The 12945-nt window shown below is 52.2% G+C and carries 9 protein-coding genes; all 9 read left to right on the top strand.

Going from position 1 to position 12945, the window contains the following annotated elements; all coding sequences use genetic code 11:
* The first annotated feature begins 39 nt into the window (after positions 1 to 39).
* Positions 40 to 2046 (top strand): TerB N-terminal domain-containing protein, encoded by a 2007-nt coding sequence (locus tag B9D94_RS27350; RefSeq protein WP_148248468.1) that lies wholly within the window; start codon positions 40 to 42, stop codon positions 2044 to 2046.
* Positions 2047 to 2108: 62 nt separating this feature from the next.
* The gene (locus B9D94_RS27345) at positions 2109 to 3446 is read left to right on the top strand and encodes an ATP-binding protein (RefSeq protein WP_148248467.1); all 1338 of its coding nucleotides are present in this window, start codon (positions 2109 to 2111) and stop codon (positions 3444 to 3446) included.
* Positions 3443 to 5662 (top strand): DEAD/DEAH box helicase, encoded by a 2220-nt coding sequence (locus B9D94_RS27340; protein WP_148248466.1) that lies wholly within the window; start codon positions 3443 to 3445, stop codon positions 5660 to 5662. Before B9D94_RS27345 ends, B9D94_RS27340 begins: the two co-directional genes overlap by 4 nt.
* A complete protein-coding gene (locus B9D94_RS27335; RefSeq protein WP_234972755.1) occupies positions 5628 to 6467 on the top strand; it encodes an aminoglycoside phosphotransferase family protein in 840 nt (279 codons plus the stop codon). The genes B9D94_RS27340 and B9D94_RS27335 overlap by 35 nt, the downstream gene beginning before the upstream one ends.
* Before the next feature lie 173 nt (positions 6468 to 6640).
* Positions 6641 to 7660, top strand: coding sequence for a LacI family DNA-binding transcriptional regulator (locus B9D94_RS27330; protein ID WP_006207600.1), 1020 nt, complete (start codon positions 6641 to 6643; stop codon positions 7658 to 7660).
* Positions 7661 to 7796: 136 nt separating this feature from the next.
* Entirely contained in the window at positions 7797 to 8786 is a 990-nt protein-coding gene (locus B9D94_RS27325) for an ABC transporter permease (protein WP_006207601.1), read from the top strand.
* Between the two features lie 23 nt (positions 8787 to 8809).
* Positions 8810 to 9694: a carbohydrate ABC transporter permease gene (locus tag B9D94_RS27320; protein WP_063478285.1), complete on the top strand. Its 885-nt coding sequence runs from the start codon at positions 8810 to 8812 to the stop codon at positions 9692 to 9694.
* Between the two features lie 92 nt (positions 9695 to 9786).
* Positions 9787 to 11433 carry a type 2 periplasmic-binding domain-containing protein gene (locus B9D94_RS27315; RefSeq protein WP_063478286.1) on the top strand — a complete coding sequence of 549 codons (1647 nt, stop codon included), beginning with the start codon at positions 9787 to 9789 and terminating at the stop codon, positions 11431 to 11433.
* 116 nt (positions 11434 to 11549) lie between these two features.
* On the top strand, positions 11550 to 12896 hold the full coding sequence (locus B9D94_RS27310; RefSeq protein WP_148248465.1) for a glycoside hydrolase family 30 protein: 1347 nt from the start codon (positions 11550 to 11552) through the stop codon (positions 12894 to 12896).
* Positions 12897 to 12945 lie beyond the last annotated feature (49 nt).

Raw genomic sequence — 12945 nt, 5'->3', positions numbered from 1 at the left:
AAATGGTATAATTGAAGTTGTGACGGAGGTTCATGTTTGATGAAAAATGATAAGCCTAACAACGACAATCACATAAATTCAATAAGACATACTACGCACGTGAACGACCAGGGGATTCGTTTTGCCGAATTCGAACTGGCCGGTGATGAGCAGGATGTTTCAATCCCGGACAAGCGCCCGGATACGCTGAATCAGGTGCAGGAAACAGTTGACCCTGCTGTCCCAACGAAGAAGCCCTTGATTGTCGAGCCGCAGCAGTCGCTCGATATGAACTGGGGCGAGGATTTCCGATACGTGACCAAGGAGCAGCAATTCGTGCAGAAGGCAAGGGAGCTCGCATGGCATGTGGAGGGGGAGACCCCTTTTGTTACCTTCAAAAGCTATTGGCCGACCTACGACCAAATGACTAGCGACCAGTTCACATGGTATTTCTACTGGCGGGAGGAAGTCAGGTCCGGGCGGTACCCGGATACGGACTTATCCTATTTATTTGTGTATTTTTATGAGCTGATCCATGGCGTAGGCTGGAGTGATCCCCTCCAAGGGTACGAATGGATGGAGCAGACGTGGACCGCATACCGCAAGCGCTATGCCAAACTGGATACGTACCTGCGGGAGTGGTTATATGATTTTATGATCGTGCATGGCCTGGATATGCCGATCCGGGAGACGTACCAGCGCTTTCCACGCGTTTTATCCGCTGAGCTGAAAGAGAAGGAATGGAAGCGCCGGTTCTCCCTCCAGCCGGTGGAGCTGACATGGGATCTGCTGCTGGAACTGCTGGATTATGACGTGGAGAAGAGCCGTTTTTACCAGGAGAATGGCCGCAAGGACTTGGAACGGTACGCCCCGAAGGTGATTGCGCTCGTGGACAGCTATTTGGCCAAAATGAAGGGTCAGCGCTTCATCGACCGCTTTCAGCCCCGGCCCCGGCAGGTAAAGCGCCATTTATTCCGCAGCGCGGTGTACGATCACGGGTTATACGGGCGCACCATCGTGCTGACGGTGGTGTCGTTAAGCGAGTACGCTCCTTTGCGTTCCTATATAACCGGGCTGGTCCGCTTGACGGAGAATAAGCTGCGAGAGCTGAGAGGCTTCAAGGGAAGGCTGCGCGGCGCGGATGTGGTTGAGCCCGAAGTGGAAGAGATCATCACCCGTTACTTGAAAAAAGAGATTCAGGAGCAGATGGAGGCCGAGCGCAAGCAGAGCCTGCCTGAGGTTCAGATCGACACAGGGAAGCTGCGCCGGTTACAGCGGGAGTCGGACCAGGTCCGCGACATGCTGCTTACGGAGGAAGCCGGGCAGCAGCAGGCTGAAGTGTTTCAGCGCGAGCTGACGCGAGCGCCAAGAGTACCTTTGGACGACGCAGGCTCTATTACAAAAGATAGCGCTAAGACCGAAACGCCTTCCAGGAGCCGATCCGCCACCAGATCCGCGCCTAAGAAACCGGACGTGTTCCAGGCCGTGATGGATTTTGATGCAGATCCTTATGAGCTCGATTCCATCGAGATGCGGGAACAATCGGATGATGCAGATGACATCGCTAGTTCCGTAAATACGCTAGAAGCGAAGCAACCAGAAGCAGAGTCCCAATTAGGAGCAGCTGAAAGCTGCTATATGGAGTCGTCAGGGAGCGCTGATGATAGCTTGATGCAATCCATGGGTTCACGAGAAGAGCATTCTTCTGAAGCTGGAGTTATCCATGGTATGGACCCGCACCCCGTAGAGAATGACGTGCACACCGGAATGCCTACAGGGATGCTTGCAGTAGAAGAGCAGTCGTGGCAATGGGAGGTCGAGGATGAGGAATGGCAGGAGCTCGCAGAGCGTCTGAGTCCCATCCACCTGGAAGTTCTCCATGCCCTCAAGGATGGTTTGAACCGTCCGGGGCTGCAGCGGATTGCGGAGAAAGCCGGCTCCATGCCGGCGCTATTGCTCGATGAGATCAATGATGCCGCAATGGATACCATCGGGGACCTTCTGATTGATGGGGAGACCATTGCGGATGATTATATAGAGATGCTGGAAACGTTGAAGTCCGTGTAAACGAACGGATTGAAACCCATTGGAATCGTTAGGTTTGTAAGCTGCTTGAGAGAGGTGGAACCATGACTGAACTGAAAATCCCCAAACGGCTCACAACGGCCCTTGTAAACTCTCTAACCGCAGGCGTTGTGCCGCGGGTGGGGCTGGAATTTATTGCCGTTGGACGGAAGCCAGAGGTGGAGTCTATCCTGCTCGATATGGATAATATCGCCGAGGGCGGGGCTGCCTTCCGCCTGATTACGGGCCGCTACGGAAGCGGCAAAAGCTTCCTGCTGCAGATCATCCGCAACTACGCGATGGATCGCGATTTCGTGGTGGCGGATGCGGATCTGTCGCCGGAGCGGCGGCTGGTGGGCACGAAGGGACAGGGGCTTGCCACGTACCGGGAGCTGATGACCCATCTGTCCACGAGAACCAGGCCGGACGGCGGTGCGCTGGAAGCCATTTTGCAGAAATGGATCGCCGCGATCCAGCAGGATATCATGCAGGAAACGGGCATGCGCCCGGATGACCCTGCCCTGAACGAAAGCGTGGAGCTGCAGATTTATGCGGTGACTAACGGCATGCAGAATCTGGTGCATGGGTTTGATTTTGCGAAGGTGCTGGCTGCTTACTGGAACGGCTATAAACTGGGCGACGATGACCGCAAGGGGGCAGCGCTGCGCTGGCTCCGCGGAGAAGTGCCAACGAAGACAGAAGCGCGCAAGGACCTCGGCGTGGGGGTCATTATCGATGACGACAATTGGTATGACTACATGAAGCTGTGGTCCGAATTTACGGCGGCCATCGGTTATAAGGGACTGCTGTTGTTTATTGATGAAGGGGTTAACCTCTACAAAATTACCAATAGTGTATCCCGCCAGAGCAACTACGAGAAGCTGCTGACCATGTTCAACGACACCATGCAGGGCAAGGCGGAGCATTTGGGCATCTATATGGGCGGAACGCCGCAGTTTGTCGAGGATGAGCGCCGGGGGCTGTTCAGTTATGATGCGCTGCGCTCCCGCCTGATCGACGGGCGCTACGGCAGCGGTTCGCTGAAAACCTACACCTCGCCCATCCTGAAGCTGGACATGCTGTCGTACGAGGAAATTCTCATTCTGTTGCAAAAGCTGCGGGACATTCATGCCCTGCACTTCAAGTATGAGCCGCAGCTGACGGATGAGCAGCTGATCGCTTTCATGCAGATAGCCGTGAACCGGCTGGGGGCTGAGGAGCTGCTTACCACCCGCGAGGTGGTGCGGGACTTTATGGATCTGCTGCATACACTGCATCAGCATCCGGAGGCCGTCTTCGAGGAGCTCCTGGGAGAACGCGCCGCGGCGCAGCCGCAAGGCAAGGGGAATAATGAAGCGGCTTCGGACGATTTGGACGATCTGCTGGCGGAGTTCGAATTATGAGTGTGAACCCTTTTACCAGACTGGCTCCGTTCATTCAGGAGTTTATCTATAAAAAAAGATGGGACACGCTCCGCGAGGCGCAGGTGGAAGCCTGCCGCGTCCTGTTCGATACGCCGAACCATCTGCTGATTGCTTCCGGTACCGCATCGGGCAAGACCGAGGCCGCGTTCTTCCCGGCGCTGACGGAGCTGTACAATGAGCCTTCCAGCTCGGTAGGAATTCTGTATATCGGGCCGCTGAAGGCACTGATTAACGACCAGTTTGAACGCATCACCGACTTGTTGAAGGAAGGTCAGGTGCCGGTGTGGCATTGGCATGGCGATGTGTCCCAAGCTGAGAAAACCAAGCTGATGCAGAAGCCTTGCGGCGTGCTGCAGATTACGCCGGAATCGCTTGAGGGGCTGCTTATGAACCGGCCGAATGCCATTCCGGCGCTGTTCCAGGATTTACGGTACGTCATCATTGATGAGGTGCACGCTTTCATGGGTGCCGATCGGGGCATTCAGGTGCTGAGCCAGCTGACCCGTATCGAGCGGATGGCTTCCTGCTCGCCTCGCCGCATCGGGCTGTCGGCAACGCTCAGTGATTATGAGACCGCAGCCGCCTGGCTGGGCGCAGGCACGAAGAATGCGGTCGAGGTCGTTTCGCCGCAAGGAGGACGCAAGCTGCGGCTGTCTGTCGAGCATTTCTCATTCCCGGATGCGCGGGATGAGAAGCAGGCGGAGCAGCTGGAGCTTGCACGCAAAGCCTATTACGACTTCGTGTACGACAACACCCACCTGAAAAAAGCGCTGGTCTTCACGAACAGCCGCTCGGATGCCGAGCTGACCACGCTCGAGCTGCGGCGGATTGCGGCCAAGCGCGAGCAGCGGGATGTCTTCCATGTGCACCATGGAAGCATCTCCGCCATGCTGCGCGAGGAAGCCGAGGCCGCGCTCCGCGAAGGCCCGGGGCCAGCGGTTGCCGCGGCCACCCTGACGCTCGAGCTCGGCATCGATCTCGGCGAGCTGGAGCGGGTCATCCAGCTGGGCGCGCCGTACAGCTGCTCCAGCTTCGTTCAGCGGCTCGGCCGCTCCGGCCGGCGCGGGGATCAGGCCTCCGAGATGATGTTCCTCTGTCCGGAGGACGAGGACGAAGAAGCACAGCTGCCGGCACGCATGCCATGGATGCTGCTCCGGGCCATTGCCGTCATTGAGCTGTATATTCGCGAGAAGTGGGTTGAACCGCTCGCCCTGCGGAAGAAACCGGTGGGCGTGCTCTACCATCAGACGATGAGCATGCTTAAGAGCATGGGCGAGGCCGAGCCGCCGGATCTGGCGCGAGCGGTGCTGACGCTCCCGGCCTTCCGCGGCATCGAGCCGGAGGAATACAAGGAGTTCTTGCAGTATTTGATCCAGACGGACCACATCCAGCGTACGGAAGAAGGCAGCCTGATCATCGGCCTTGGCGGAGAGAAAATCGTCAACAACTACCGCTTCTATGCGGTGTTTAAAGACGATGAAGAGCATGTCGTCTATAACGGGTCGGAAGAAATCGGATCGATTACGACCGTACCCCCGCCCGGCTACTGCTTCTCGCTGGCAGGCATGCTGTGGAAGGTGGAGGAAGTCGACACGAAGCATAAGGCACTGTACGTGAAGTCGGCCAAGGGCAAGGTTGATACCTTGTGGCTTGGCGCAGGCGGCGATGTGCATACCCGTGTGGTGCAGAAGATGCGGGAGGTGCTGGCGGACAGCACCATCTATCCGTATCTGGCACCGGGTGCGGTAAACCGCCTGGAGCGGGCTCGCCGGCTTGCCCGGGAAAGCGGGCTGCTGAAGCAGGTGGTCCTACCGGCGGGCGGCGACTCCCTGTTCATCCTGCCTTGGGCGGGCAGCAAGCAGTTCCGGACGCTGGAGCGATTGCTGAAGCATAATCTGTCGGAGCGGCTGGCCCTTCGATCCATCGTGCCGATGGAGCCGTATTACATGGTTGTCGCGGGCAAGGTGGATAACGAGACGCTGATGGAGGAAATCCGTAAGGAGCTGACGGATTGCGAGGATGCCGGAGCGCTTCTCGACCCGGATGAGGCGCCGTATCTCGGCAAATATGACGAGTTTGTCCCGCCGAAGCTAGTCCGCACCGCTTTTGCCGCCGACGGACTGGATCTGGAGGGACTGGCTGAGGTACTGGGGATGGTACATGGAGCAGCGGGAAGGGGAGCTATGGATGTGTGACAAGGAGGAAGTACTTCCCGGTGGCAATGTTAACGAAGTCGTACGTATCGGAAATAACGTTCACCGTACTACAAATTGGAGTTCTTTCGTCCATGATTTGCTTCGACATTTGGATAAGCAGGGCTTTGATGGCGCTCCCAAGTTTATAGGTATTGATCATAGCGGTCGCGAGATCTTGTCCTTTATTCCTGGAGAGGTACCGGGAAACCAATATCCTGATTTTAAACCCTATATATGGTCGGACCATGCCCTTATCCAGAGTGCAGCGTTGTTACGGCGTTATCATGACGCCGTACAAGGCTTTGCAACTACTTCAATCCAAACGGAGTCTGAACATAACCCTCAGGCTTCGGGGGAATGGGACGATGAAGTGATCTGTCACAATGATGCCGCTTTGTACAATATCGTGTTTAGAGACGAGGTTCCGGTAGCGCTGATCGATTTTGATCTGGCTGCACAAGGCCCACGAATCTGGGACATGGTTTATATGCTGTACACTTCAGTCCCGCTAGCAAGCTTTGCAATAAATTACACTACAGGGACATCGATACCTTATCGATCGGAATTACATGCTGCGGATCGTACTCACAGAATATCGCTGTTCTTTAAGTCTTATGGTATAGCTCCGCCTCCCAACATGAAAGAGTGGATTATAAGACGCATTAAGGCATTATGCGATACACTTACAACCGGTGCGGCACAAGGCAACAAGGCTTACCAGAAAATGATCGATGAAGGGCATGTGGCTCATTACGAAAAAGAGATTCAATTCCTGCAGGCACACTTTGAAGAGTGGTACCGATGAAGGGTACCGCTTTGAAGAGTGCCTGTTTTTTTCATATCCTATCTCCCCAAGGGTTGTTAAGTATAATCGGAAAAAATATTTGTAACGCCTTGAAAAAAAGCATTGAATTGTAAGCGCTTGTATGGTAACTTATGTACATAAAAACGTTTTTATTGCAAAGGAAGAATAGTTATATGGGTAAGGTAACGATTAAGGATGTGGCAAGAGAAGCCGGAGTCTCTATTTCAACGGTTTCAAATGCTTTGAATGATGTAGATGTATTGAACCCGGAGACCAAATCACATGTGCTGAAGGTGGCGGAGCGACTAAACTATGTACCGAACCTGAACGGGAAGCTGTTGAAGTCGGGGAAGACCAATATGCTGGGCTTCTTTACAACAAGCGTGTCAGGGCCTTACTTCTACACACTGGTTGAGTCGATGTCACGTGAATGTGACCGTCTGGGTTATGGATTGAACGTGTTTGTTACGAAGGATAAGCAGGTCATTATGAGCAATATAATGGGCGGCCGAGTGGATGGCGTCATTATCTTTGAAGAGCTGAAGATCGACGATAAAGACATCGCCGCCATGGAGAAAGACAAGATTAAGGCTGTATTCCTGGACCGTGAGGTTCAGAACGAGACGATGGGCAGCATCATATTCGACTCTTACGTAGCCGGTTATGAGGCAACCAAATACCTGATCAGCCTGGGTCATAAGAAAATTGCGTATATATCCGGCGTGGATACGATGTTTGACAGCGTTCAGCGGAAAGAGGGATATTTGGCTGCACTGCGAGAGTGCCAGTTCCCGATCGATGGCGACTACATACTGCAAGGTTATTTTGAGGAGGAAGGCTCCTATTCTGCTGTAAAGTCGCTTCTTCATCTCCATCCCGGCAAAGTGCCGGATGCTTTCCTTGCCGGTAACGACGTGAGTGCCATTGGCTGCATCAAGGCGCTGAAGTCCCTTGGTTACGAGGTTCCGCAGGATATCAGCGTTGTGGGCTTTGATGATATCGATATCGCGCAGTATTTTACCCCGCCTCTCTCGACCGTACGCAATCAGATTGCCAGACAAGGCATTCTGGTCGTGGATCATCTGGTTCGCATGATTCAGAAGAAAGAGAAGGGCAAGATTCAGAAACTGCCGGGGGAACTGGTCGTTCGCGGTTCCAGTCACGTGAAGATGAATCGGAACGAATCGGTTTAAGTGAAGAAACGGAATTTTTTGTATCTGTTTTTTTAAAATGATCATCATGTCATGGTGATTTTTTCGCCAAAAATAAAAACGTTTTTATTAGCGCTGATTTATCTTATCGATTTTATGATCAAAGGAGGCTAAGCAGGTGAGCAAAACAGCTGCAGTTCAGTCAACTGGCACGGGTACGGTTCAGCCAACCGGGAAGAAGCCGATGGGGCAGAGGATCAAGGAATTCTTCATTGATTTCAGGCGGCAATGGGAGCTTCAGTCGATGATTATTCCCGGCGTTATTTTTATGTTTATTTTTTGCTACATTCCGATTTACGGTTTGACAATTGCTTTTAAAAATTACACCGTGATCGATACGCTGGATTCTGCTCCATGGGTTGGCTTCGATAATTTCAAAATTATTTTATCGGATAAGTATTTTTGGGACTCCGTGGTCAATACGCTGGGCATCAGCTTCCTGAAGCTGGCGATCGGTTTTGTCATTCCGATTATTCTGGCCATTATGATTTACGAGGTGGGCATGGGGCGATTCAAGAAATTCGTCCAAACGATCTCCTATCTGCCTCACTTCTTGTCCTGGATCGTATTGGGCGGCATGCTCATTACCTGGTTCTCGACATCCGGACTATTCAACGAAATTTTGCTGAGTCTCGGGTTAATCTCGCAGCCGCAAAATATTCTGCTCGACCCGAGCAAGTATTGGTGGATCGCAACGTTATCGGATATATGGAAGGAAGCCGGGTGGGGAACGATTCTGTACTTGGCGATCATGGCCAAGATTGATCCTACCTATTACGAGGCTGCCAAGATTGATGGGGCCAGTCGGCTAAGACAAATCTGGAACATCACCCTGCCGAACATGAAGATGATCATCAGCTTGAATTTAATCCTTACTGTAAGCGGTTTATTGGGATCGAATCTGGATCAAACCCTGGTGCTCATGAATTCGCAGAACCGGGAAAAGGCCGAAGTCATTAACTCGTACGTATACCGGATGGGTATGACACAAGGCGATTTCTCTTATGCCACCGCCGTTGGTTTGGGTGTATCCATCATATCTGTCATTCTGCTCGTTACGGCTAATAAGGTGACCAGTAAATTGAATGATAATCAATCCGTTCTATAGGTCATGCAGAAGGAGGTAATACGGTGAATTTGAAAGCAGCAAAAGGGGATCTCGACAGCAAGATCTTTGATACGATCAATATCATTTTACTGGTTACGTTTACCATCATCATTGTCGTTCCGCTGTGGAACGTGGTTGTTTCATCCTTCAGCTCGGGCAGGTCGCTGGCCGAGGGCGGGTTCATCTTCTGGCCTACGGAATTCTCTCTTGAGAATTATCAGGCCGTGTTCCGGGATGCCAGCATATGGAATGCCTTTTTCATCTCGGTTGCCAAAACCGTAATCGGGGTCATCACGCACGTGTTCTTCTGTGCCATGGTGGGTTATGGCTTGAGCAAAAAATACGTCCGCGGCCGTAAATTCTACGTGTCGATGGGTGTCGTCACCATGTTTTTCTCGGGCGGCATGATTCCGACGTACTTGTTGATGAAGGATTTGGGGCTGCTAAACAGCTTCTGGGTTTATATCATTCCAGCTCTGTTGAGTTTTTACGATGTTATCATTCTGATGAACTTCTTCCGCAACGTACCGGATTCGCTGGAGGAATCGGCGAAGATCGACGGCGGGGGTGACTGGAGAATTTTCCTGAGCATCTTCATTCCTCTCTCCATGCCAGCTATGGCGACCATTGCGTTGTTTAACGGGGTCGGACAGTGGAATGATTTCATGACCACCAAATTGTACATCACGGATCAGTCGCTATATCCATTACAGATGATGCTGTATGAGATTATTGTGCAGTCCCAGACCCAATCGATGCAAAATATCGGTTCGGTTGCGATCCAGACGACCACCAAAGGGGTCCAACTAGCAACAATTGTCGTGACAACGCTGCCAATTGTTGTGATGTATCCAATATTACAGAGATATTTTATCTCCGGCATGATGCTGGGGGCAGTTAAAGAGTAGAGCTACTGCTCTTAGGGGAGTGGAACAGAAGCACACCTGGACAGGTTAGGGTCTAACAAGAAAGCGCTTTTATTTAAAGGGAGGGTTACAGGATGTTGAAGAACAAAGCTTTGGGCAAGAAGGGCCTCACGCTGATCACCGCATTGATGGCTGTTGTATTGGTTGTTAGCGGATGCGGCGGATCTGGCGGCAATTCCGGCTCCAAGAAGGAAAACTGGGTTTCGATCGAGGATCGTTATACACCGGACGCAGAGACCCCGGCTTGGCAGCTGGATAAAAAAGAGGAGACAACCGAGCTCACTTGGTACGTGAATGCAGACTGGTGGAACACGGACTTTGGCAAGGACGTTGTAACTAAAAAAATCAAGGAAGATCTGAACATCAACATCAAATTCATTACGGGTGACGACACCAAATTAAATACGTTTTTTGCAGGCGGAGAAATGCCGGATCTGATCACAACGTTTGACTCCAACTCCCCGGTTGTCCAGAAGGCGGCCACATGGGCGCTGCCGTTAAATGATCTTGCCGAGAAATATGATCCTTATTTCAATAAAGTAGCAGCACAGGATACGATCAACTGGTTCCAGTTGAAGGACGGCAAAACGTACGGATATCCGAACTATTCCAATACGCAGGAGGATTATGACAGCGGTAACATTCCTGCCAAAACGGCATTTATCATCCGCAAGGACGTATATGAGGCTATAGGGAAGCCGGCTATGGGAACGCCGGAAGAATTCCGGGCTGCTCTCGCGGACATCAAGAAGCAGTTCCCTGCTCTGATTCCACTGGGCTTTAACTCCATCGGTGAAGGCACCGGCTCGCTTGGCGACGTGCTGCAGGATTTCATCGGCGTGCCGCTCGAAGACGAGAACGGCGGTTTCTATAACCGTAACCTGGATGAAGACTATCTGACTTGGGTGAAGGCATTCAATACCGTATATCGTGACGGAGCGATCAGCGATGACAGCTTTGCCGATGACGGAACAGCTTTTGAAGAGAAGGTCAAAGCAGGCAAATACGCAACGATGATGCTGGACGGCACGCCGCAGCAGGGTGGTAACCTGCAGAGCTTCTACAGCAACAACAAAGGCAGTGAGTACATCGCGATTGACGGACCGCAAAGCACGGTCGGACATGCGCCGACCCTGAACCAATCCGGTATCACCGGCTGGATGATCAGCTTTATTACCAAAGAGAATGCAGATCCTGCCAAATCCATTCAGCTCTTCACGTATTTGTTAAGCGAAGAAGGACAAATGCTGATGAACTATGGGATTGAAGGCGAGACCTATCAGGTGAATGCAGATGGAACAGTAGAGTTCCTTCCTGAGGTGAAGGATCTTCAGATGAACAATTCGGATACGTTCAAGAAGGACTACCGTATGGGCGAATTCATGTTCTTCGGTCATGACCGCCACAAAGCGCTGAGCGGGGATGCATTCCCGGATGCCATCAAGCAGATGCAGGAATGGGGCAAAGGGAAGCTCGTACCGCACTTTATTTTGGAGAATATCAACCCGGACCAAGGAACACCGGAAGCACGCTCCCTGACGGCCATCAATACGAAATGGAACTCAACTCTCGTCAGTATGATCCGTTCGAAGGATGATGCAGCATTCGATAGCCTTTTGAACGAATACAAAAAGTTCCTGGACGATAACAACTGGGATAAAATCACCGAAGTCCGCAACGAGAAGATGAAAGCGAACAAAGAAAAGCTGGGGCTGAAATAAGTAAATCTCTTGCTGGGAGAGCTCCTTTCTTGATAGGAAGGGGCTTTCTCTATGTCAGCGGTTCAGAGTAAAGCCATGGGATAGGAAATATAAACAGAACACTGGAGGGAAACAACATGTCGAACATCACAATCTACCAGTCAAACGGTGAAGAGCAATTATTCGTTAAGAAAACCAAGGAGCAGCTGGCGCCCGTATCCCCGGAGGCACAGCAGCACACAATTGTTATCGATGAGGAGCAGACGTTTCAGGAGATGGATGGCTTTGGAGCGTCCTTTACGGATTCCGCTGCTTATCTGATTCATCAAGTGCTGGAGACCGAGCAGCGTTCGGAGCTCATGACACAATTGTTCGATGCCAACGAAGGGATCGGTCTGTCGGTACTGCGGCAACCGATGGGCGCGTCTGATTACGCTCGGGATTTCTATAGTTATAATGATCTGCCGGAAGGTCAATCCGATGAGGAACTGAAGCAGTTCTCCATCGCACACGATGAGGATGATATGATTCCACTGCTGCAGGAAGCGCTGCGATTGAATCCCGATGTGAAGCTGATGGGCTCGCCTTGGAGTCCCCCAGGCTGGATGAAGACGAGCGGCTCGATGATTGGCGGAGAGCTGAAGCCGGAATATTATTCGGTGTATGCAAATTATTTTGTGCGCTATATTCAGGGATATGCTTCACACGGTCTCCCGATTTATGCCGTTACCCCGCAAAATGAGGCGCTGTATTCACCCGGGCACTATCCGGGCATGATCATGCTGCCTGAAGTACAAAGCGAATTCATCAAGAATCACTTGAAGCCGCAATTCGTGAAGAACCGGATCAACACAAAAATCCTCTGTTATGATCATAACTGGGATAAGCCGGATTACCCGATGACGGTATTCGAGCAAGCGGAAGATGCAGTGGATGGTGTTGCCTGGCACTGGTATGGCGGCAAGCCGTCGGCCCAATCTGACGTATTCGAAGCTTTCCCTGGCAAAGAGGTGCATTTTACGGAAGGGTCGGGCGGTGAGTGGATTCCGCCGTTTGAGCAGGCCTTCTCCAATGTAATGCGGACGGGTATTGAGATTCTGCGCAATCATAGTAAGTCCTATGTGCTGTGGAATATGGCCTTGGATGAGAAGAATGGTCCTACCGTGCCTGGCTTTGGCAAAAGCACCTGCCGCGGCATCGTGACCGTTAATCAGCAGACAAAGGAGCTAACGTATACGCTGGACTATTATGCGCTGGCACATTTCAGCAAATGTGTCCGTCCGAAAGCGCTGCGTGTTGCTTCCACCAGCAATGATCTGATCCGCTCTGTTGCCTTCAAGAATACGGATGGTTCAATCGCAGCCGTATTGTTCAACGACAGCGAGGCACCGGAGAGCGTGGCGATCCAGCTGCGCGGGGAAGAGGCATTGCAGCTGGAGATGCCGGCCAAGAGCGCTCTGACTGTCATGCTGGCGAACAGCTAGTGAACGAACAGAGTCGAGATTAGCGGTCGGCTCCATATTCGTACGGAAC

It is taken from the genome of Paenibacillus sp. Cedars, from assembly GCF_003184205.1.
Lineage (GTDB): Bacteria > Bacillota > Bacilli > Paenibacillales > Paenibacillaceae > Paenibacillus_AQ > Paenibacillus_AQ glucanolyticus.
This window is presented reverse-complemented; position numbering and strand designations above follow the sequence as displayed.

Excerpts from the sequence above, each read along its gene's own strand:
- B9D94_RS27350 (WP_148248468.1), top strand. The coding sequence starts at position 40 with ATGAAAAATGATAAGCCTAACAACGACAATCACATAAATTCAATAAGA.
- B9D94_RS27345 (WP_148248467.1), top strand. The coding sequence starts at position 2,109 with ATGACTGAACTGAAAATCCCCAAACGGCTCACAACGGCCCTTGTAAAC.
- B9D94_RS27340 (WP_148248466.1), top strand. The coding sequence starts at position 3,443 with ATGAGTGTGAACCCTTTTACCAGACTGGCTCCGTTCATTCAGGAGTTT.
- B9D94_RS27335 (WP_234972755.1), top strand. The coding sequence starts at position 5,628 with ATGGAGCAGCGGGAAGGGGAGCTATGGATGTGTGACAAGGAGGAAGTA.
- B9D94_RS27330 (WP_006207600.1), top strand. The coding sequence starts at position 6,641 with ATGGGTAAGGTAACGATTAAGGATGTGGCAAGAGAAGCCGGAGTCTCT.
- B9D94_RS27315 (WP_063478286.1), top strand. The coding sequence starts at position 9,787 with ATGTTGAAGAACAAAGCTTTGGGCAAGAAGGGCCTCACGCTGATCACC.
- B9D94_RS27310 (WP_148248465.1), top strand. The coding sequence starts at position 11,550 with ATGTCGAACATCACAATCTACCAGTCAAACGGTGAAGAGCAATTATTC.